We start from the raw sequence: 21,010 nt of genomic DNA, 5'->3' as shown, positions 1-21,010 counted from the left end.
AATTTCTAATTATTAATGCCTAATTAACAAAGAGTTTTTGCTCTTTCATTGTAAAATGAATTTTTGGTCTGAAACTGATTTTTTCAATAATGTCCAGGACTTCCTGCAAAGTCATTGTAGCAGGTATCTGCAAATTGTAATTGCCCTGGCTTATGTCCAGCGTTGTTGTGGCGGTGATGCCGTATTGGTATTTAATAGTAAGCAATAGCTCCTGTAAATTGGCATTGCGCAAAATGATCTTTCCATTGGTCCATGCCAGGAGATCAGCGGCGGCAATGCTGTCTTTTTTAATAGATTGTTCACTGAATGTTAGTCTTTGTGATGGTCCGAGTACAGCGGCGGTGACGCCTTTTTGCTCCACCTGCACTTTCCCACTGGCAACTGCCACCCTTAACAGGTGCATACTGCTGCTGGCTTCCACAGTAAAGGACGTTCCCAGTACAACAGTACGGATACCGTTATGGTCTTCTACGCTGAACGGACGATGATCATCTTTTACAACATCAAAGAAAGCTTTTCCTTCTGATATTTTCACTGGTCTGGCGTGATCAGGAAAATGAACCGGGTACTGGATCGTGCTAAAAGGACCCACCACGGCCGTTGATTGATCCGGCAAAGTTACTTTTTGTAATTGTCCGCTGGTATTTTTTATTGTGCGCCAGGACAATGAGGCGAATGGCAGACGTTGGCTGCGATTAAAATGGTGTTGTGCAAAGTAGCCTGCTATAACAAGGGGGACTACTACCGCGGCTATAGTGGCGATACGCCGGCCGATACGGCGTGTACGACTGATGGCAGGCCATATCTGTTGCTGCATGTTCTTTTTGAACTGTTGCATTTCAACAGCAGGTAATGCCGGTAAGGAGTCATCTGCATCCAGCGCATCCAGCCATTGATATAGCAGTGCTTCTTCTTCTGGTGAGCAGGTGCCCTGCCGGAATTTTTCCAGTAATAATAATAATGTCCCTTTGTCCAAACTGTCCTGTCGTTTGATAGTAAGACACGGGCAGCGTGTTAGTTAACTATTGGTACTGAGTGGCTTAACAATTTGGTAACATAGGGGCGGATCAGGATTATTCAGCTTACCAGCATTTTCAATCGCTGCATAGCCGTATTGATCTGGTTTCTGATAGTTTGTGGAGAGGTGCCCAGTTTACAGGCGATCTCGGCAACTGACAGGTCCTCTATGCGATGCAGGTAGAATACATCTTTCATTTTTTCTGGCAGTCTGTTGATCGATTGCAGTATTTGTTGTTCAGTTTCTTTGACGTGCAGATGTTCGGCGGAAGAAGGAGCATTGGTATCGCATACCTGTATGAAGATGTCAACATGTTTCTGATAGACGTGTTCATCCCGCAGGGCATTCAAAAGTCTGTTTTTCAGTGCGCTGCGGAGATACGGGCCGATAGCGGCGACATCGGGGAGGGTTTCACGTTTTTCCCAGAGGTGAATAAAGAGGCTTTGTACACTGTCCTGTGCCAGTGAATGGTCTCTGGTGATGCGGCAGGCATAGGAGAAAAGTGGTTCCCAGCATTCTTCAAAAAGCTGTCGGAAGGCGTTTTCATTACCATTCCGGATAGAACTCCATAAAGTGTGTTGACCTACGTTTGACATAATGTACAGTAACACAAAGTTATTAGTTGTTATGAACTGCTGTATCTGCCGTGAATTATGAAATTGTTAAACAGCAGGCAATAAAAAGTCCCGGGCGGTTTACCCGGGACGAATAACTTATTGTATAGGGGATATTACATGGCAGCCAGTTGCACTTTCTGTTGCAGTTCGATGACATTGTCACGGAATGCGCCATCGGTATCCATCAGGTCTTTTACTGTCTGACAGGAGTGGATCACGGTAGTGTGGTCACGTCCGCCAAAATGTTCACCGATCGTCTTGAGCGAATTCTTCGTAAATGACTTCGCCAGGAACATGGTAATTTGTCTTGCCTGTACTATTTCACGTTTACGTGTTTTCTGTAAGAGTTTATCATAAGGGACATCGAAGAACTCACATACCATTTTCTGGATGCTTTCGATCGTGATTTCCTTAGAGGAAGTTTTTACAAAAGACTTCAGTACGCGCTTTGCCAGTTCAAGATCAATTTCTTTTCTGTTAAGAGAAGATTGTGCAAGCAGAGAGATGAGTGCGCCTTCCAGTTCACGTACATTGCTCTGGATATTGTAGGCAACATATTTCACCACTTCTTTTGGCATTTCCAGACCATCGTTACGCATTTTCATCTCAAGGATCTCCATACGTGTTTCGAAGTCGGGCATCTGCATGTCCGCACTGAGTCCCCAGCGGAAACGGCTTAACAATCTTTCCTGCAAACCATCGAGGTCTTTAGGCGATTTATCTGAAGTTAAGATCAGTTGTTTACCCGATTGATGCAGGTGGTTAAAGATGGCAAAGAATGCATCCTGTGTTTTTTCTGCACGCGCGAAAAATTGTATATCATCTACAATCAATACATCAATTAACTGATAGAAGTGAATAAAGTCATTGATGATACTGTTCTTCGAGTGATCGATGAACTGATTGATGAACTTTTCAGCACTTACATACAGTACTGCCTTGTTAGGATGTATACGTTTAACCTCGTTGCCGATCGCCTGCGCCAGGTGTGTTTTACCGAGACCTACAGAGCCATATATTACTAATGGGTTAAAGGAAGTGCCGCCGGGCTTTTCAGATACAGTTTTACCTGCCCTGCGTGCTACACGGTTACAATCACCTTCTATGTAAGATTCAAATGTGTAATGAGGATTCAGCTGAGAATCGATTTGTACACGCTTGATGCCTGGTATAACAAATGGATTCTTTACAGGATTCTGTATAGTTAATGGAAAATCTACTTCGCTGTCCTTTTTACTTTTAGTAAACTGCCCTGGCATGTTTACAGTTTTTGGATGCTGATGAGGTGTGCCGTTTTCAACTACTATCCGATACTCAAGCCTTGCATCTTTTCCCAGTTCGCGTTTGATCGTCTTACCCAGTAGTCCCACATAATGTTCTTCAAGGTATTCATAAAAGAATTGGCTTGGCACCTGAATGGTTAAAACATTGTTTTCAAGTTGGATGGGTTTAATCGGCTCGAACCAGGTTTTGAATGGTTGCCATTCCACAATATCCCTAATTATATTAAGACACCTTTCCCAAACTTGTTCGCAAGTTTTATTCATTGAGCTAATGTAAATTAATGTTGTTCTTAAATTAAGGATTGTTCTCGAAATGTAAATCTAACCAACGTGGGGGGTTGCTAGATTTTCAGACAGGACGACGAATATCAGTAGAAAATGTTGAAAAAAAAAATTTATCTCCCCTTGTTTATATTTCACTGATAACAGTTTGTCGCCTCTGTTTTTTTTGCTGTTTTTACTCTCTTTTAAGCGCTTGTTCCTGTGTCATTATAATATGATGAAAGCCAGTACTGCACTGCTTTGATAGACAGGCTTTTCTTGTTGACATTAACTTGTTTGTCATAGATAAGTGTACTTACTGATAAAATACTATTGTATGCAAATACAAGCCCAAACATGATCACCTTTTGTGATCATTTTCTGATCTTCCGGAATGTTGATAATTTCATCGCGGGGGTGCAAAACTATGTTAGTAATTGCATTTAAAAAAATGTCCTTTAGGTTAGCAAATTCCATGCAAAATTGTTATATACGCGCCCGTGGGTTAGCGTACCCCTGTTTATAACTCTCTGTTTCTAAATTTTATTGTATCGGATTGCTGCTAAAAAACCTATCTTTGGCCCTCTGAACAGCTAAAAATTTTTATATGAGTTTTGAAATAACCGGAAAACTGATCGTGAAGTATAATACGATGCAGCGTAGCGAAACCTTTAAAACCAGGGAGTTCGTTATCGAAAAATCTGATGATATCAATGGCCGCGTTATCAACAACTACATCAAGTTCCAGGCGGTACAGGACAGAACTGCTATCGTAGATCGCTTCAACGAAGGTGAGACCGTGAAAGTTTACTTCAATATCAAAGGTACACGTTGGGAAAAAGACGGCAGGGTGAACTACATCACCAATCTGGACGCATGGCGCATGGAGTCTGTTGTTGCAGGCGCACCTACAGGTGATCCAATGCCAAACTACAACACTTCCCAGGAAATGTCCTCCGGTGCTCAGGCAGATGATTTACCATTCTAATTGATCTGAGAATAACAACTCATTAACAAAATAACTGAAAACGGATACCTGAAATACGGGTATCCGTTTTCAATTGTTGGGATAACTACCTAACCGTCCTTTTTTATGATACAACAACTCTCGCTCAAATTGCTGCCTTCCCAGGCAGCTGCTGATACCAGCATTATCGCGGAAGCAGCGGCCGCTATCGGTGTAAAACCTGCGGAGATCACCGGCTTCCATCTGCTCAAACGCTCTATCGACGCACGTTCCCGCCAGGCTTACTTTATGCTCACCATCAAGGTGTTTGTAAATGAACCCTTCCAGGAAAGAGAACGTATCATACCGATATATGATACATTGCCCGCAAATGCACCATCCGCCATCGTTGTAGGCGCCGGCCCTGCCGGACTGTTCGCTGCGCTGCGCCTGGTAGAAGCAGGTATCAGACCCATCGTCCTTGAGCGGGGGAAAGATGTACGGGCAAGAAGACGGGATCTTGCTGCACTGAACAAGACAGGTGTTGTTAATCCTGACTCCAACTACTGCTTCGGTGAAGGTGGCGCCGGTACCTACTCTGACGGTAAACTCTATACACGCTCCAACAAGCGTGGCGACATCAACCGCATCCTCAGCATCTTCGTACACTTCGGTGCTACCGAGAAGATCATGTATGAAGCACACCCTCATATAGGTACCAATAAATTGCCACATATCATCGTGGCCATGCGCGAACAGATCATTAACAGTGGTGGCATCGTGTTGTTTGAACAAAAGGTCACTGACATTTTAACGGTGAATGATCAGGTGAAAGGTGTAAAGACTGCCACCGAACAAACATTCGAAGCATCTCAGGTCGTTCTTGCTACCGGCCACTCTGCGCGTGATATCTTCCGTTTGCTGCACCAGAAGAATATACTCATCAGTGCAAAGCCCTTCGCACTCGGTGTACGCATAGAACATCCCCAGTCATTAATAGACAGTGCTCAGTATCATTGCCCTACAAGAAATGAATACCTGCCACCTGCCAGCTATAGCCTGGTAGAACAGGTAGAAGGCCGCGGGGTATTCTCTTTTTGTATGTGCCCTGGTGGTATTATTGCTCCTGCTGCAACTGATCCCGGAGAACTTGTAGTAAATGGGTGGTCTCCCTCACGACGGGATAACCCCTACGCCAATTCAGGAATGGTCGTTACTGTAGATGAAACTGATTTCCAGCCCTTTGCTGATAAAGGTCCGCTCTCTGCTATGTACTATCAGCAAATGGTAGAACGTACAGCCTTCACTGCTGGTGGTGGACAATTTGTAGCGCCCGCTCAACGTATGACGGATTTTGTCCACAGTAAGGTATCCACAACGCTACCTTCCTGCTCTTATCTGCCTGGTGTAAACAGCGTTAATCTGCGCGATGTGCTGCCTGTTAGTGTGCATCACCGGCTGGCAGAAGCTTTTAAAGCCTTCGGTCGTAAAATGAAAGGTTACTACACCGCTGATGCGATACTGGTCGCAACAGAATCCCGTACATCCTCTCCGGTACGTATCCCACGTGAAGATGATCATCTGATGCATCCCCAGATCAGCGGACTCTATCCCTGTGGGGAAGGTGCTGGCTATGCCGGTGGTATTGTATCCGCAGCGATGGACGGAGAACGTGTGGCAGAGCGTATTATCGCTTTCTATCACAGGTAGTGTCCGTTTTATCACACTTTTTAAAAAAGTGCCGGAGGGATAATTATCATTGCTGAAAGATTTTATCCTTATGAACCAGCTCAGAAAAACAGAACTTGGTATTGCTACAGGGATATTCCTGTTGCTCGTATTCGCATTGCTCTTCAATAGTGTGACGAATAATGTTTTTGACCTGCAACATGAATATGGTTATAAGTTCGCCAGATACCACCAGGTATTTGACTACTATAAGCATTACCTGTTACCAACGTTAGCGCAGTTTACAATTGTGTATCTCGCTTTTGTGAGTGTCAACAACTGGATCATTCCACGCTTCCTCGAACGGGAACGCTGGGAAACAGGTACTTTGTTACTGTTTACGATCTGTGCTATCACATTTCTCACAATAATGATCGCTACTTCCTGGTATGATGGTTATCTGCTCGGCGTATATCATACTGTACGTGGTGCACATATACACTTTGCAAAGTCAGCTTTTATCATTACAATATTCTATGCAACGCTCTACGCATTATACTACGGTGTAAAACAGCTGTATTTTCAGCAACTACATCCCAGGTTCGTTGGTAAACCCTGGTTTCAGCAGGTCCTGTCAGAACTGATCGTTATACTCGTGATACTCCTGGTAGGTACACTGGGAACACCTGGTGGGGGTATAGCTAAGTTTGGTATGGCTTTTATATTCGGTGTGTACTATGGCGCCGCCTACTTTCTCGCGCAATACTATATTCTGCCACGATTCCGTATTCATCAAAAGAAAACAAAGTTAGTAACAGATGCGGCCTTCTTCTATCTGATCGTATTCGCATTGTTACCTTTACTATTTGGTGTCATTAGGCCACATCATCCGGAGATTATCATTTTGATATGCCTGTTTATGTATGGCGGTGCACTGGTTGTAATTCTCCCGTTATCATACTGGATATTCCGTTTACGTCAGTCTAACAGTGATACTATATCAGGACTACGCAAAGCACTGGATCAGTCTGAAACAGGATTAGACTTCCTCCGCTGGCAGATCAATCCGCACTTTCTCTTTAATGCACTGAATACCTTATACGGCACTGCACTGGAAGAAAAAGCGCCGGCCACCAGTGAAGGCATACAGAAACTCGGCGATATGATGCGCTTTATGCTGCATGATAATTTGCAGGAACATATCTCCCTCTCAAAAGAAATCGCCTACCTGCAGAACTACATCGCGTTACAGCGTTTACGTACGCAAGGCTCTTCCGATGTAGTGATAGAAGTGAACATAGATGATACGCATTGTGAGCATGAAATTGCACCGATGCTACTGATCCCCTTTGTAGAAAATGCGTTTAAACATGGTATCAGCTCACGTAACAGGTCTCGTATCACCATGTCCTTGTCCTGTACGCCTGAGAAGATCTATTTTGATGTGTATAATACCGTACATGCAAACAGGGCCAGTGAGGTAGAGAACGACAGTATGGGTATTGGTCTACAGAATGTACGGCAGCGTTTGGCATTATTGTATCCACGCAAACATGACCTGAATATCCGCGAGACGGCAACAGAATATTTTGTTCACCTTACCATTGAAGTCAGTAAAGCTGTATGACACTCACCGCTATCGCAATAGATGACGAACACGTCGCATTATCAGTGATACGTACTCATGCGACACAGGTACCGTTCCTCGATATCAAAGAATATTTTACTGATCCTTTTAAGGCGCTGGAGTTTCTGCAACAGGAAACGGTTGACCTGATCTTCCTCGATATCCGTATGCCTGATATATCAGGATTGGAACTCATGACAACTTTACCAGGCGGACCCATGGTCATCTTTACTACCGCCTACTCTGAACACGCGGTTCAAAGCTTTGAACTGGATGCATTGGACTACCTGTTGAAACCTTTTTCGGTGGAACGCTTTATCAAAGCCTGCAACAAAGCCAAAGCATTACAGGAGCTGATACTGCAACGGCAGCGATCAGATGTGTCTGCCCATGTCATTGTTAAAAGTGGATATGAGCAACACAAAGTATTACTGGAGGACATCCTTTATCTCGAAAGCGCGGGCAACTATATCAGTTTTGTACTGAAAGATAAACGGATACTGTCAAGGCTTTCCATGCAGGAGGCACTGGCATTATTACCTCCCGACCGTTTTACACGGGTACACCGGTCTTTTATTGTTGCGAATAACAAGATAGACAAGAGTGACAGAAGCTGTTTGTATATAGGGAATGTGGCGGTGAATGTAGGGGCGGCGTATGCACAGGCGGTGAGGCAGTTGGGAATTGTGAATTAGGAATTGAATGCTGCGGAGATCGTTGCGGAGAGCGGCTAGTAAATAGCTGATTATAAATGAGAGGGCGCTTCATTAAAACGGAGCGCCCTCTCATTTATAATAGTACCCATTGCACCTGGCTAAAGAGCTATTCCGGCCGGAAGTTCCTGATCCCTCATTCCTCCTTCCAAATTTCTTTGCTCTCATATAATTTTTTTACATTTAATACATGAACCTCATAGAAATAAACCACCTGCATAAACACTATGCCACACATAAAGCTGTTGATGATATCAGCTTTGTTATTCCCAAGGGCAGCATATTCGGATTGCTGGGCCCTAACGGAGCAGGTAAAACTACCCTGCTACGGATGATCACCGGCATATTTTATCCTGACAGCGGCGAGATCCTGTTCAATGGCCGCGCATTCAATCCGGAGACTGATGTGCATGCCATTGGGTACATGCCGGAAGAAAAAGGGCTGTATAAGAAAATGAAGGTCGGTGAGCAGGTATTATACCTCGCCCGTCTGAAAGGTATGTCGGAAAGAGAGGCGAAAGACAGGATCAGCTATTGGTTCAATAAATTCGAGATCAACAGCTGGCAGAACAAGAAGGTGGAAGAGCTGAGTAAAGGTATGCAGCAGAAGGTACAGTTTATCGCCACTATTATTCATAACCCGCAGTTACTGATCCTGGATGAGCCCTTTTCCGGCTTGGACCCGATCAATGCTAACCTGATCAAACAGGAGATCTTCGATCTTAGTAAAAGTGGTACGACCATTATCTTTTCTACACACAGGATGGAGCAGGTGGAAGAGATCTGTGACCGTATTGTACTGGTGAATGAAGGGAAGAAGTTGCTGGATGGTGAGGTGAGTCAGATCAAGCAGGATTTCAAGCAGCACCTGTTCCGTGTCGGATTTGGCGTAATGCCTAATTTCGCACAGGTGGCCACCTATCATTTTTCTATCGTTAAAACAGAGCCATTAGCCTATACGGTGAAACTTAGTGAAGGCAGTACGACGAATGATATCCTCGCACATTTCATCAATCACAGGATTCCGATCACCTCCTTCCATGAGATCCTGCCTTCTATCAATGAGGTGTTTATCCAGCAGGTCACTTCTATGACGGGCAAGGCGCCTGAAGCAACCGCCGTGTTAAATGAAACACCCGCTGCTAGTTCGCTTTAAGGATAGCATAAGTTACACTAATTCCTAATTCCCAATTCCTAATTTCCTCCGGGTATGAATAAAATCTGGTTAATCATTAGAAGAGAATTTATCACGCGTGTAAGGAAGCGTTCTTTCCTGATCGTGACATTACTGGTGCCATTGTTCTTCGCAGCAATGATCATTGTACCTACATTATTAGCTATTAATTCAAAAGAAGAAAAACGTATAGCTGTTATCGATGACAGCCATCTGTTCATGAATCGTTTCCCTGATGATAAAGGGGTGTATTATAAATACCTGACGAATATCAGTGTGGATTCCTTCCAGCATAAATATGCTGAGTATGGCTATTCCGGCCTGTTGTACATTCCGGAGCTGGATCTCAATCGTCCGGCAGGTATTACCTATTACAGTGATGCACAACCGGGCATTTCAGTAGAAGGTAAACTAACCCGCCGCGTGAATGACCTGATAGAAGAAGAACGGCTGAAAAAGGCGAACATTGATGCAGAACAACTGAAAGCGGCTAAGTCTGACATCAGTATAGACTTCAAAACGGGTAATGAAGGCCGCAAAGGTAGTGCGACAGTAGCGTACATCGTAGGTTATGCCAGCGGGTTTATTATCTATATTATCCTGATGTTTTTTGGTATGGCGGTGATGCGTGGCGTCATGGAAGAGAAGGTAAGCCGTATTGCGGAGGTAATGATATCCAGTGTAAAGCCTTTTCAGCTGATGATGGGCAAGATTGTAGGTATCGCGGCAGTTGGCCTGCTACAGTTCCTGATATGGGTGGTGATCATTGTTGCCGCTAATCTGGCGTTGCACCTGTTCATCCCGGCAGAGTTGCTCAGCGCTGCTAATGAGGGGGGCACGATGATGCAGAACAGTAATAATGCCGCTATGATCGAAATGATAGAAAAGTTCCAGTTTGTAATGGGTAGTATCAGCTGGGGAACAGTGATCAGCTGTTTTGTTTTCTACTTCCTCGGCGGATACCTTTTTTATTCATCCCTGTTTGCAGCAGTGGGTAGTCTGGTAAATGAAGATCCTACTGATGCACAGTCACTGACATTCCCGATCACCCTGCCGATCATTATTGGTATTATGGTTATGGTGTCATCTGTACAGAATCCGTCGGGTAACGTGGCTTTCTGGGGCAGTATCATTCCGTTTACCTCACCAATGGTGATGATGGCCCGTATTCCTTACGGGGTGCCGGGCACGGTCCCTTACTGGCAGCTGGGACTGTCAATAACATTGCTGATCCTCGGTTTTCTTTTCACTACCTGGATTGCTGGTAAGATCTATCGTACCGGTATTCTGATGTATGGTAAGAAGATCACCTGGAAAGAAGCTTTGAAATGGGTAAGCAGAAAGTCGTAGGGAACGATCGCCGCTTATCTACTGATGCAGCCGACGAATGGTCTCATTAAACTCTTCCCATATTTCTCTGACAATATCTCCGGCAGGTGTTAGTGTATGTATCAGTGCACTCACCTGCCCGATTTCAAGTTCTCCTTCTTCGAGATTCCCTTCGAACATGCCCGCTTTCGCCCGTGCACGCCCCAGTAATACTTTCAATGCTTCCGGATCAGCGCCATTGTCTTCCGCTTCCTTTATACGTTGAAAAAATGCGTTCTTCAGTAATCTGACGGGTGTGAGCTTCTTCATGGCCAGCATGGTATCACCTTCTCTGGCATCAATGATAGCTTGCTTGAAATGAGGATGAGAAGAGGCTTCCGGTGTGGCGACAAAGCGGCTACCCACCTGCACGCCTTCGGCGCCGAGGGCAAATGCGGCTGTCATGGCTTTGCCGGATGCGATACCACCTGCGGCGATGACAGGTATTTTCACCTGTTCACATACAGCAGGGATCAGCACCATGGTGGTGGTTTCTTCCCGTCCGTTATGGCCACCGGCTTCAAATCCTTCCGCCACCACAGCATCTACACCCGCTGCTTCACTTTTAGCGGCGAAGAATGCACTGGATACGACATGTACAACAGTAATACCTGCCGCTTTCAACACAGGCGTCCACGTCCTGGGATTTCCTGCGGAGGTGAATACGATAGGCACCTTTTCGGCAATGACAATGTCGATCAGCTGCTGGATATCCGGGTATAACAGGGGGATATTCACACCAAATGGTTTGTTCGTGGTCTGTCTGCATTGCCGGATATGCTCTCTGAGTACGTCGGGGTACATACTACCGGCGCCAAGCAGCCCGAGTCCGCCGGCATTGCTGACCGCACTGGCCAGTCGCCAGCCACTGGCCCAGATCATGCCGGCCTGGATAATGGGATATTGGATGTGGAATAATTGGGAGATACGGTTCATGGAATGAAAATAAGGCAAAATACCAGGCAAACAGCTGACAGGTATCAGCTATTTGCCTGGTAAAGCATATGTGGAAGGATAGATATATTATTGGAACGGGCGATGTCGTGCAGCGGTCAGGATCATCCCAGATCGATCTCTGTATTGTCGCCGATGTTCAGACTCTGGCTTAATCCGCGGATATTGGCGTCACTACCGATCAGGGAAGATTTCAGCACGACTTCATAGAGGTTACTGAAAGAGCCGATGATAGAGTCTTTTACGATGGAGTAATTGATCACTGTATTATCGCCGATGGCCACATTCGGGCCGATGATAGCGTTTTTAATGCTGCAGCCTTCTGCGATACTTACCGGCGGGATGATAATAGTGTTCTCATAAGCCAGGGTTGGATTGTTATCCATTTTGTATTTGCTGAGCAGGATCGCATTTGTTTCCAGCAGGGTATCTTTACGACCGCAATCAAACCAGTTGGTGACTTTGAAGGTCTTAAAGGTGACACCGTGTTCGATCATACATTGCAGGGCATCCGTCAGCTGAAACTCGTCATGTGATCTTTTCTGATGCAGGATGTTCTGTTCCAGACATTCGTATAACTGCGGTGTTTCCTTGATCTTGTAAACGCCTACGAGTGCCAGATTGGACTTCGGGATCTGCGGTTTTTCCACCACCCGGATAATATGATGCTCTTCGTTGAGTTCGGCCACACCAAAATTGCGGGGATCGTCCACTTTCTTCAGTCCCAGCATGGATACCGGGGAGGAGATGAGTTCCTGGAAATTTCCTTCACAGATAGTATCGCCCAGTACGATCAGGATCTCGTCATCCTGTACGACCTGACGGGTGAGCAGGATGGCGTGTCCTGTACCTTCCCGGCTGTTTTGCTGTACAAAGTGACAGGTCAGGTGAGGATACTTCTGTTGCACGTAGTGCTGGATCTTATCGCCCAGGTAACCAATAACAAATACAAATTCGTTAATGCCGGCTTCCACCAGCTGATCAATGATAATGCTTAATATCGTTCTGCCCGCAAGGGGAATTAATGCTTTAGGTTGTGTATATGTGTGAGGTCGTAGCTTAGTGCCGGCACCAGCTACAGGTATTATGGCCTTCATGTACGCAGGTTAGGTTTAATAATCTCGTTCTCGTACCGAGGGCGTGAAGGTAGAACAAAAAAAGATAATAGTCCATAGGGCTGACGACCAGGCGGTTAGGTTGGAAATACCTGTGCATTTCATTAGATTGTCCGCTGATATAATAATTATTGTCTATGACTGATGTGGTTTTCTAGTATTTATGACTGGTGAATCTTGGTTTCGCAGCAAAAAAAACTATTTATCATCCTACATTGACTATGCACTATTCACAAATTCGATTAACTTTGCACCAAATTTTCAAAGTAATACACAATGCAAAGAGATCTGCAAATATTTAATATCATCAGCCAGGAGCTGGAACGTCAGCGTCATGGTATCGAATTGATTGCTTCGGAGAACTTTACCAGTCTGCAGGTAATGCAGGCAATGGGCACAGTTCTGACCAATAAATATGCGGAAGGTTATCCTGGACGTAGATATTATGGCGGCTGTGAGATCGTTGACCAGAGTGAACAACTGGCGATCGACAGGGCTAAACAGATCTTTAATATTGAGTATGCAAACGTACAACCTCACTCCGGTGCACAGGCAAATGCCGCTGTATTGCTGGCTATCCTGAAACCAGGCGATAAGATCCTGGGTCTGGACCTGAGCATGGGTGGTCACCTGACACACGGTTCTCCGGTGAACTTCTCCGGTAAATTATATCAGCCATTCTCTTATGGTGTGAACAAGGAAACCGGTCTGGTGGAGTATGATAAAATGGAAGAGATCGCGCTGAAAGAGAAACCACAGGTGATCATTTGTGGTGCTTCTGCTTACAGCCGTGACTGGGATTATAAACGTATCCGCCAGATCGCTGATCAGGTAGGTGCTTTCGTACTGGCAGATATCGCACATCCGGCAGGTCTGATCGCAAAAGGACTGCTGAACTCTCCGTTCGAGCATTGCCATTTTGTAACGACTACTACGCATAAAACACTGCGTGGTCCCCGTGGTGGTATGATCATGCTGGGTAAAGACTTTGAAAATCCATTCGGTCTGAAAACGCCAAAAGGAGAGATCCGTATGATGAGCTCTCTGATCGATACTGCTGTATTCCCAGGTATCCAGGGTGGTCCGCTGGAGCACGTAATTGCTGCAAAAGCAGTTTCCTTCTTCGAGATCCTGACTGACGAATACGGTGCATATGCACAACAGATCATCAAAAATGCGCAGGCAATGTCTAAAGCATTTGTTGAGAAAGGTTACCAGATCGTTTCCGGCGGTACTGACAACCACCTGATGCTCATCGATCTGCGTAATAAGAATATCTCCGGTAAAAAAGCAGAGCAGGTACTGGTGAAAGCTGACATCACTGTTAACAAGAACATGGTGCCTTTTGACGATAAATCTGCTTTCGTTACTTCTGGTATCCGTGTGGGTGTTCCTGCTATCACTTCCCGTGGTATGAAAGAAGAGCACATGGGACAGGTAGTATCCTGGATCGATGAACTGCTGATGGATGCTGATAACGAAGCACGCATCACCAGCGTTCGCGGCGCGGTGAATGACTTCATGAAGCAGTTCGTGCTGTATCCTGAACTGTAAATTAATAACAATGGCGCTTCCTTAACAGAAGCGCCATTGCCATTTATATATTCCGGACATATCCTTTTTGAAAGGCATTTGGCAACAATGCCTGATTCGCATTCCCAATGCCTGATTTTTAATCTCCTCCCATTCTGCTCATTTCCTGCTCTTCTCCCTCTGTAATAGACTTCGCAAAGTTCCTGATATCTTCATTCCTGATCTTCTTAAATCCAACCACCGTTTTCCCCATCTTCGGTATCAGTGAAAAGCCCCATGCCTGGAACATTTCGTCACTGATATCTGAGTGGCAGAGGGGCATCCCGTTTACTGGATCAAATACCACCGGAACATGCACTTCCATGCTGGGTGCGTTTTTATCGAATGTAGAGAACACGCCGGCAGGTACATATGCTACCACGGTACTATCATAAATGTCTTTCCGTATGAGCTGTTCCAGTTCTTCGAGTGTGACATATCTGATAGGGTATGGATAATCACCCTTTGCTACACTGGCCTGAAAAGTCTCATCCAGCCATTCCTTACAAAGTACCAGGGTTTTGCCTTTCAGCAGTACCGCATTATGTTTGATATCGCGCTGTAGTGCAGCAGATGATTTGTGTTCTTCCGGCTCGTTAAATACAAATGTCGCCAGTCGCAGTCCTACCGCAAAGTCGATGTAGTCCGGAAAGTTATCCGACATGTTCTGGATATAGAAAGGATTCTGCGGATCATTCTCAATAAAGGTCATATTAATGACGGGGATACTGAGGTCTTTAGGGTCTTTCTGCCAGGACAAAGGAGCTGTATAGGTGCGTGTCCGCTTGGAATAACGGCTTTTCGCCCCTGGTTTGACATGCAGTGACTGACAGTCCATGACGATGCTGGTCCTGTCACCCTTCTTACGGATCTTCTCAATCTCTTTTTCCGTTCTTACTTCAATTGTCGCATTGCTGTTCACTGTCCAGAACTGTCTGACTGACTCAGGGAAGTCCTGATTTAACTGTTTAATAGCCTGCTTATAAGCGTTTGCCATTTCAGGGGACGTACGGGCGAGTTGCTTTAGGATCTTCTTATCAGGTTTTTCTTTCACCACAATGATTCTAGTTCGTTTTTTCATCTTTTCCACATCTTTCGATTTCACGAACTGTGCAGATGCCGTAATCGCTGAAAATAAAAGGCTTAAACAAAGCACGGCGGCTATAGGGCCTTTCATAGGGGATAGATTTAAATGTAAACCACTAAAGCAAATATAGCTTATTAAAAAGTCTTAATGTGTAGAATTCGGCCGACAAAGGCAAGATTCGATCAGAAAAAACGCAGCATGTACAGCTGCTTAAATGAGTACTAATACGTCAATTGGCCAGCAGCGCCGTTCCAGGAAAAAAATAAATGTATTGATTATTAGTGTTTTGGTCCAGAAAGTAGCCATTTCCTCAAAAAAACTTTTGGCTAATTCAGAATCCTTTCTACATTTGCAGTGTACTAGTTATGTAGTACACTAAATCACTAATCTATGATATCCATCCAGAATCTATCATTCAGTTATAGGAAGAACAAGCCCCTGTTCGAGAATCTGAATCTGCAGCTGGAGGCTGGTCACATCTACGGTTTGCTGGGAAAGAATGGTGCAGGGAAGTCCAGTCTGCTGAAACATATTGCAGGGTTATTATTCCCTAACGCCGGCCATTGTAAAGTATTTGACTTTGAAGCGCGTTATCGTCAGCCCGCTTTTCTGCAAAATCTGTTCATGGTGCCAGAAGAGTTCTATCTCCCTCCTGTAAGCATCAAAACGTATCTGAAGACGTACGCGCCTTTCTATCCGTTGTTCGACAGCAAAGCGTTTTACAACTACCTCGAAGAGTTCCAGATACCTATGGACCAGCGCCTGACTGAAATGTCCTATGGGCAGAAAAAGAAAGTGCTGATCAGTTTTGCGTTGGCGACCAACACAAAGGCATTGATACTGGATGAACCCACCAATGGTCTGGACATCCCTTCCAAGAGCCAGTTCCGCAAGGTGATAGCCGCAGCGGTGAGTGACGAGAAATGTATCGTCATATCTACTCACCAGGTCCGCGACCTGGATAACCTGATCGACAGTATCGTCATCATCGACAATCACAAGATCATCTTCCGGCAGGATGTGGAGACTGTTACAGACAGACTGTTATTCAGAAATGTATCCAATATCGCAGATGCCGGCAATGTATTGTTCTCAGATAGTTCTATCCGCGGACATGCCGTTATCACACAGAATGAAGGCGCGCAACACAGTCGCATAGACATGGAACTGTTGTTCAACGCCGTGCTGGATAAGCCTGAGCGTATCACCGAAATCTTCAACTAACCCTGTAAGAAACTTATGCAAACGAATAACGTTTTTAGTCCGGCACGTTTCGGATTATATATGAGAAAGCATCTGCTGGACAACTACCGTCTTTATGCGATGTCTGTGATTGTATTGGCAGTACTGTCGTTAATACTGCTATTGGTATCATCCACGGATAACTTTTCCATTACAGCCAGTGGACTGGTCCCTATTTTCTTCATCATGCTTTTCATCACTGGGCTGATATTTACCAGTCTGAGTTTTGGGGAGTTGGGGAATAAACCACAGGGCATCGACTACCTGTTGTTCCCTGCATCGCAGCTGGAGAAATTCCTCAGTACATTACTGGTTACCACCGTAGGATTTCTGCTTGTTTATCACCTGGCCTTTTATATCGCCTATCAGGTCATGGACATGATCGTATTTGCGAAAAGGGATGTACATATTGTCAATGACCTCAGAAATTATTTACAGGATACTCCTGCATATTATTGGTATTACGCCTGGTTTGGCGCACAGGGATTCATGCTGCTGGGAGCTGTTTATTTTCAGAAGTACAGCTTCATCAAAACGCTTTTCCTGCTGACGCTCTTCCTCGGTGCATTGTACCTGGTGAATACCGTTTTTGTGTTCCTCTTTTTTGGAGGGAAAATGCGGGAATGGTATGAACATGTGCCGTTTATTGGTGTGAATATAACGAATGGTGGCACGCCGGTAGCATCTGGTAACACCATGCTGATCATTCCGGAACCACTACAGCATACCTTTCTGTTCCTTGTGAAATATATTCTGCCACCAATGCTCTGGACGCTTGCCTACGCGCGGTTGAGAGACAAGGAAATATAATCAGGTAGTACAGCTTAAAAAGTCATTTATGGAATTCAATGAAACGCAGGCGATATATCTGCAGATAGCAGATTACATGTGCGAGCAGGTATTGCTGGAGAAGTGGAAACAGGAGGACAGGATTCCCTCTGTGAGAGACCTGGCCGTACAACTGGAAGTGAATCCTAACACCGTAATGCGCACTTATGAATATCTGCAGCAGTATGAGATCATTTACAACAAAAGAGGGATCGGATATTTTGTGGCTGCCGGTGCGTTAAAGAAGATCAAGCAAATGAAGAAGGAGCGGTTTATGGCGAATGAGTTGCCACAGTTCTTCCGCAATATCTATCTGCTGGACCTCGAGCTGGATGAGCTGAAAACGCACTATGAGAAATTTAAAAAATCCAATTTCAAGTAATTCATTAAATAGGTTTTTATGAAGACCAGTTATAAATTATTAATCGCTTTTGCGGGCTTTCTTTCACTGCTGCTGTTGATTGCAAATACAGTGATATGGGCGAATTACAAAAGAGGATATACCGGTAAGGAATCCATCACGGTAAAAGAAAATACGCCTTCAAAGTTTGAAGATCTCCCTCCCTTTAAAGTATTGAAGTTGCAGGGTATTCCGGGCCACGGTTTCCCGGTGATAAAAACGGCTAATAACAGGATCCTTTTCACAGAACATCATAAAGATGCGTTTCTGTATACCATTCAAAATGATACGATGATCCTCAATTTGAAAGACAATCATGTAACCATACTTGAGTGTAATCAGTTGACTGGTGTTGTGGTGGAAGAGGGAAGTGCATTGATCCAGGATTTCCAGGCGCCGGCATTTGAGGTGACAGCCGCAAAAGGCTGTGATATCAGTCTGTTCAATATACAAACAGACAGGTTAAGTATACAGGGCGGGGAATCGATCAACCTGTCGGTAGAAGGTGGATCCAGCAGGATTGATACCCTGCAGGTGACGTTGGGCCGGGGTAGTGTGGTGAACTCTCATGATGTGCCGTACGGGCATGTCATGATGGATGTCAGCAACCTGTCACAGCTGAACTTGACCGGTGCATCATTGAATGCGTTAAAACAGATCAGATAAACTTTTTTTATAACGATAAGACAAAAGGCTATGTTGACAGAGGTCTGCTTTCCAGCGGGCCTCTTTTTTGGTTAGTTTAGTTTAAATAGAAAAGCCGGGACGATAGTGCCCGGCTTTTACATATAGTAAGGTGAGTATGATCAGAACTGTGTAGCGAGCCACGCCATAGTACCGATCCCTACTTCAATCGCGTTTTCGTCTACGTCGAAGGTAGGGGTATGTACCCCGGAGGTGATGCCTCTGGATACATTACCAGTCCCAAGGCGGAAGAAGCAGGCTGGTACGATCTGGGAATAGAAGGCAAAGTCTTCTGCGCCCATGCGCACTTCTGTATCTTCTACATTAGGCAGTCCGAGGTAGTCTTCTGCCAGGGAGCGTGCTTTACCGGTTACGGCTTCATTGTTATACAGGCAGGGGTAACCTACGAGTATTTCGATATCTATCCCGGCGCCCATGGCGTGTGCCAGTTCGGTAGCCTGTTTCCTGATGATATCGTGGGCTTTGAAGCGCCAGGTTTCATCCATCGCACGAAAGGTGCCCATCAGCTTTACTTCGCTGGGGATGACGTTAGTGGTATATCCTCCGTTGAAAGCACAGATGCTCAATACGGAAGGAGAGAAAGGATTATTGTTACGGCTGATCACCTGCTGGAGGCTGACTACCAGGTGTGAGGCCACCAGAATTGTGTCCACAGTCAGATGAGGCAGGGCGGCGTGGCCCCCTTTTCCCTTGATAGTGATATAGATCTCGTCGGCGCTGGCCATATACTGTCCGGCGCGGAAGCCCAGTTTACCAGCTTCCATGGTGGGTTGCACGTGCATACCCAGGATCGCGTCGGGGCGGGGATTTTCCAGCGCTCCTTCCTGGATCATCAGACTGGCGCCGCCAGGGTGTTTTTCCTCTCCCGGCTGGAACAGCACTTTGATAGTCCCTTCAAATTCACCTTTGAGCTCCTGCAGGATGCGGGTAGCACCGAGCACACAGGTAGTGTGTACATCGTGTCCGCAGGCATGCATGACGCCGTTATTGAGCGATTTATAAGGTACATCGTTGGCTTCCGTGATGGGCAGGGCATCAATATCGGCTCTCAGCGCGATCGTCTTGGAAGCAGGATTTTTCCCTTCTATCGTAGCGATGATGCCGGTGCCGGCAATACCAGCTTTATAGGATACGCCAAATTCATCCAGTTTCTGCTGTATGAACTTAGACGTTTCATATTCCTGGAAGGATAGTTCAGGATGAGAGTGGATGTGGCGGCGGATAGCAATGAACTCCGGCGCATACTGCTGCGCCAGTTCTTTAATACGATTCTTCATTACCAGCTTCTTTCTCAGGTGACAGATTAATAATAGCAGGGACGACAAAGATGCCACCCTGGAAACTGGAACTCATTTTTTCCCGCAGTTCCGTTGCCTCTTCGCGTGTTTTAAAGTCACCTATGCGCACCTTGAAATAAGGCGCCTGGTAGTCCATATAAGTGCGGTAATCAGGGAATAACTGCATGGCCCTTGCCTTTACATCATTGGCTTCATTCCTTTTATTCGTGGAAATAACCTGCACCCTAAAGCCCGGTTGGTTACGGATAGCCAGGGTATTGATGTAGATCTGTTTTTTGATCAGCAGGTCGAGGCGACTGTCTTTTACGACTTTAACGCCACCATTGCTGGCCAATGTTGCATCCTGGGCCATAGCCAGGCCTCCGATGAGCAATCCGGAGAATAATAATATTAAGTGTTTCATATTCATACTTTTATCCCTTCATGAGGGCCACAACATTGCTTGTTCCAATCCTGGTGGCACCTGCGTCGATCAACTCCTTTGCAAAGTCAAAGGTACGAATACCGCCCGATGCTTTTATCTGGATATTTGCCGGAAGGTTTGCCCTCATGAGTGCGACTGCTGCCACGGTCGCTCCTTTTTCAGCATACCCGGTAGAGGTCTTTACAAAATCTACCTGGTATTTCGCGTACAGTTCGCAGCATTGTACGATCTCTTCTTCCAATAATATGCCACTTTCAATGATCACCTTTATGACCTTGCCATGATTACGGATGATCGGCATAATGGTCGCAATCTCTTTTTCCACATATGCCCAGTCCTTATTTTTCACGGCCAGGATATTGGCGACCATATCAATTTCATCGGCTCCATCCACGATCGCCAGTACGGTCTCTGCCACTTTCGCTTCAATAGCTGAATAACCGAAAGGAAAGCCGGTAACCGTAGCCACCTTCGTGGTTGTATTGCCCACAAAGGTATTGGACAGCTTGACAAAGGGTGGAGGTACACATACGGCCGCAAAATCGTATTCTACGGCTTCCATGCATAAGTGCTTGATATCTTCAAGAGTAGTAGTTGGCCTGAGTACGGTATGGTCGATGTATCTGTTGAGTTTCATTGAGACTGGTTTCACTGGTTTCGCCCACGAAAGTAAGGGAAATCTCGGATTGGGGGAGAGGGAAGGGAAAATT

At 45.4% G+C, this 21,010-nt stretch carries 20 protein-coding genes; 11 read left to right on the top strand and 9 right to left on the bottom strand.

Annotation, left to right across the window (positions count from 1 at the left end; genetic code table 11):
- Positions 1–19: 19 nt before the first annotated feature.
- From GWR21_RS15900 to dnaA, 3 genes are all read right to left on the bottom strand, one after another.
- Positions 20–976: a FecR family protein gene (locus tag GWR21_RS15900; RefSeq protein WP_162332705.1), complete on the bottom strand. Its 957-nt coding sequence runs from the start codon at positions 974–976 to the stop codon at positions 20–22.
- Positions 977–1,077: 101 nt separating this feature from the next.
- Positions 1,078–1,614, bottom strand: coding sequence for an RNA polymerase sigma factor (locus GWR21_RS15895; RefSeq protein WP_162332704.1), 537 nt, complete (start codon positions 1,612–1,614; stop codon positions 1,078–1,080).
- Between the two features lie 134 nt (positions 1,615–1,748).
- Positions 1,749–3,182 (bottom strand): chromosomal replication initiator protein DnaA, encoded by a 1,434-nt coding sequence (gene dnaA, locus GWR21_RS15890; RefSeq protein WP_162332703.1) that lies wholly within the window; start codon positions 3,180–3,182, stop codon positions 1,749–1,751.
- A gap of 604 nt (positions 3,183–3,786) precedes the next feature.
- Between dnaA and GWR21_RS15885 the strand changes: the two genes are divergently transcribed.
- The 6 genes from GWR21_RS15885 to GWR21_RS15860 all read left to right on the top strand — a co-directional run bounded on the left by GWR21_RS15885 (position 3,787) and on the right by GWR21_RS15860 (position 10,657).
- Entirely contained in the window at positions 3,787–4,167 is a 381-nt protein-coding gene (locus tag GWR21_RS15885; RefSeq protein ID WP_162332702.1) for a DUF3127 domain-containing protein, read from the top strand.
- A 105-nt stretch (positions 4,168–4,272) separates the two neighbouring features.
- Entirely contained in the window at positions 4,273–5,835 is a 1,563-nt protein-coding gene (locus GWR21_RS15880; RefSeq protein WP_162332701.1) for an NAD(P)/FAD-dependent oxidoreductase, read from the top strand.
- A 70-nt stretch (positions 5,836–5,905) separates the two neighbouring features.
- Entirely contained in the window at positions 5,906–7,420 is a 1,515-nt protein-coding gene (locus tag GWR21_RS15875; RefSeq protein ID WP_162332700.1) for a sensor histidine kinase, read from the top strand.
- A complete protein-coding gene (locus tag GWR21_RS15870) occupies positions 7,417–8,115 on the top strand; it encodes a LytR/AlgR family response regulator transcription factor (protein ID WP_162332699.1) in 699 nt (232 codons plus the stop codon). Before GWR21_RS15875 ends, GWR21_RS15870 begins: the two co-directional genes overlap by 4 nt.
- 208 nt (positions 8,116–8,323) lie before the next feature.
- Positions 8,324–9,289, top strand: coding sequence for an ABC transporter ATP-binding protein (locus tag GWR21_RS15865; protein WP_162332698.1), 966 nt, complete (start codon positions 8,324–8,326; stop codon positions 9,287–9,289).
- Positions 9,290–9,343: 54 nt separating this feature from the next.
- Positions 9,344–10,657 (top strand): ABC transporter permease, encoded by a 1,314-nt coding sequence (locus GWR21_RS15860; protein ID WP_162332697.1) that lies wholly within the window; start codon positions 9,344–9,346, stop codon positions 10,655–10,657.
- An 18-nt stretch (positions 10,658–10,675) separates the two neighbouring features.
- Here the strand turns inward: GWR21_RS15860 and GWR21_RS15855 are convergent, their stop codons facing one another.
- Both GWR21_RS15855 and GWR21_RS15850 read right to left on the bottom strand, forming a co-directional pair.
- On the bottom strand, positions 10,676–11,611 hold the full coding sequence (locus GWR21_RS15855; protein ID WP_162332696.1) for an NAD(P)H-dependent flavin oxidoreductase: 936 nt from the start codon (positions 11,609–11,611) through the stop codon (positions 10,676–10,678).
- A 122-nt stretch (positions 11,612–11,733) separates the two neighbouring features.
- Entirely contained in the window at positions 11,734–12,726 is a 993-nt protein-coding gene (locus GWR21_RS15850; RefSeq protein ID WP_162332695.1) for a sugar phosphate nucleotidyltransferase, read from the bottom strand.
- A gap of 294 nt (positions 12,727–13,020) precedes the next feature.
- Here GWR21_RS15850 and GWR21_RS15845 point away from each other — a divergent pair, with 294 nt between their 5' ends.
- Positions 13,021–14,298, top strand: coding sequence for a serine hydroxymethyltransferase (locus tag GWR21_RS15845; protein ID WP_162332694.1), 1,278 nt, complete (start codon positions 13,021–13,023; stop codon positions 14,296–14,298).
- A gap of 118 nt (positions 14,299–14,416) precedes the next feature.
- Here the strand turns inward: GWR21_RS15845 and GWR21_RS15840 are convergent, their stop codons facing one another.
- Positions 14,417–15,493, bottom strand: coding sequence for a hypothetical protein (locus GWR21_RS15840; RefSeq protein WP_162332693.1), 1,077 nt, complete (start codon positions 15,491–15,493; stop codon positions 14,417–14,419).
- Between the two features lie 300 nt (positions 15,494–15,793).
- Here GWR21_RS15840 and GWR21_RS15835 point away from each other — a divergent pair, with 300 nt between their 5' ends.
- Genes GWR21_RS15835 through GWR21_RS15820 form a run of 4 tightly spaced genes read left to right on the top strand, consistent with a single transcriptional unit; the run spans position 15,794 to position 18,539 of the window.
- Positions 15,794–16,627 carry an ABC transporter ATP-binding protein gene (locus GWR21_RS15835; RefSeq protein ID WP_162332692.1) on the top strand — a complete coding sequence of 278 codons (834 nt, stop codon included), beginning with the start codon at positions 15,794–15,796 and terminating at the stop codon, positions 16,625–16,627.
- A gap of 15 nt (positions 16,628–16,642) precedes the next feature.
- Entirely contained in the window at positions 16,643–17,455 is an 813-nt protein-coding gene (locus GWR21_RS15830; protein WP_162332691.1) for a hypothetical protein, read from the top strand.
- A 28-nt stretch (positions 17,456–17,483) separates the two neighbouring features.
- Positions 17,484–17,855 (top strand): GntR family transcriptional regulator, encoded by a 372-nt coding sequence (locus tag GWR21_RS15825; RefSeq protein ID WP_162332690.1) that lies wholly within the window; start codon positions 17,484–17,486, stop codon positions 17,853–17,855.
- Between the two features lie 18 nt (positions 17,856–17,873).
- A complete protein-coding gene (locus GWR21_RS15820) occupies positions 17,874–18,539 on the top strand; it encodes a hypothetical protein (protein ID WP_162332689.1) in 666 nt (221 codons plus the stop codon).
- 140 nt (positions 18,540–18,679) lie between these two features.
- Here GWR21_RS15820 and GWR21_RS15815 read toward each other — a convergent pair whose 3' ends face one another.
- Genes GWR21_RS15815 through deoC form a run of 3 tightly spaced genes read right to left on the bottom strand, consistent with a single transcriptional unit; the run spans position 18,680 to position 20,937 of the window.
- Positions 18,680–19,855, bottom strand: coding sequence for a M20 metallopeptidase family protein (locus tag GWR21_RS15815; RefSeq protein WP_162332688.1), 1,176 nt, complete (start codon positions 19,853–19,855; stop codon positions 18,680–18,682).
- Positions 19,839–20,279, bottom strand: coding sequence for an SPOR domain-containing protein (locus GWR21_RS15810; protein WP_162332687.1), 441 nt, complete (start codon positions 20,277–20,279; stop codon positions 19,839–19,841). The genes GWR21_RS15815 and GWR21_RS15810 overlap by 17 nt, the downstream gene beginning before the upstream one ends.
- 10 nt (positions 20,280–20,289) lie before the next feature.
- On the bottom strand, positions 20,290–20,937 hold the full coding sequence (gene deoC / locus GWR21_RS15805; RefSeq protein ID WP_162332686.1) for a deoxyribose-phosphate aldolase: 648 nt from the start codon (positions 20,935–20,937) through the stop codon (positions 20,290–20,292).
- Positions 20,938–21,010 lie beyond the last annotated feature (73 nt).

Origin of the sequence: Chitinophaga agri (genome assembly GCF_010093065.1) — a bacterium.
Classification (GTDB): Bacteria; Bacteroidota; Bacteroidia; order Chitinophagales; family Chitinophagaceae; genus Chitinophaga; species Chitinophaga agri.
The sequence above is the reverse complement of the archived record's forward strand: the minus strand, read 5'-3'. Positions and strand labels throughout refer to the sequence as shown.

Bases quoted from the DNA above. Each gene is read 5' to 3' on its own strand.
- GWR21_RS15895 (WP_162332704.1), bottom strand. From the start codon at position 1,614: ATGTCAAACGTAGGTCAACACACTTTATGGAGTTCTATCCGGAATGGT.
- GWR21_RS15875 (WP_162332700.1), top strand. From the start codon at position 5,906: ATGAACCAGCTCAGAAAAACAGAACTTGGTATTGCTACAGGGATATTC.
- GWR21_RS15825 (WP_162332690.1), top strand. From the start codon at position 17,484: ATGGAATTCAATGAAACGCAGGCGATATATCTGCAGATAGCAGATTAC.
- GWR21_RS15860 (WP_162332697.1), top strand. From the start codon at position 9,344: ATGAATAAAATCTGGTTAATCATTAGAAGAGAATTTATCACGCGTGTA.
- GWR21_RS15845 (WP_162332694.1), top strand. From the start codon at position 13,021: ATGCAAAGAGATCTGCAAATATTTAATATCATCAGCCAGGAGCTGGAA.
- GWR21_RS15855 (WP_162332696.1), bottom strand. From the start codon at position 11,611: ATGAACCGTATCTCCCAATTATTCCACATCCAATATCCCATTATCCAG.
- GWR21_RS15810 (WP_162332687.1), bottom strand. From the start codon at position 20,279: ATGAAACACTTAATATTATTATTCTCCGGATTGCTCATCGGAGGCCTG.
- GWR21_RS15815 (WP_162332688.1), bottom strand. From the start codon at position 19,855: ATGAAGAATCGTATTAAAGAACTGGCGCAGCAGTATGCGCCGGAGTTC.
- GWR21_RS15840 (WP_162332693.1), bottom strand. From the start codon at position 15,493: ATGAAAGGCCCTATAGCCGCCGTGCTTTGTTTAAGCCTTTTATTTTCA.
- GWR21_RS15830 (WP_162332691.1), top strand. From the start codon at position 16,643: ATGCAAACGAATAACGTTTTTAGTCCGGCACGTTTCGGATTATATATG.
- GWR21_RS15820 (WP_162332689.1), top strand. From the start codon at position 17,874: ATGAAGACCAGTTATAAATTATTAATCGCTTTTGCGGGCTTTCTTTCA.
- deoC (WP_162332686.1), bottom strand. From the start codon at position 20,937: ATGAAACTCAACAGATACATCGACCATACCGTACTCAGGCCAACTACT.
- dnaA (WP_162332703.1), bottom strand. From the start codon at position 3,182: ATGAATAAAACTTGCGAACAAGTTTGGGAAAGGTGTCTTAATATAATT.
- GWR21_RS15885 (WP_162332702.1), top strand. From the start codon at position 3,787: ATGAGTTTTGAAATAACCGGAAAACTGATCGTGAAGTATAATACGATG.
- GWR21_RS15880 (WP_162332701.1), top strand. From the start codon at position 4,273: ATGATACAACAACTCTCGCTCAAATTGCTGCCTTCCCAGGCAGCTGCT.
- GWR21_RS15850 (WP_162332695.1), bottom strand. From the start codon at position 12,726: ATGAAGGCCATAATACCTGTAGCTGGTGCCGGCACTAAGCTACGACCT.
- GWR21_RS15835 (WP_162332692.1), top strand. From the start codon at position 15,794: ATGATATCCATCCAGAATCTATCATTCAGTTATAGGAAGAACAAGCCC.
- GWR21_RS15870 (WP_162332699.1), top strand. From the start codon at position 7,417: ATGACACTCACCGCTATCGCAATAGATGACGAACACGTCGCATTATCA.
- GWR21_RS15865 (WP_162332698.1), top strand. From the start codon at position 8,324: ATGAACCTCATAGAAATAAACCACCTGCATAAACACTATGCCACACAT.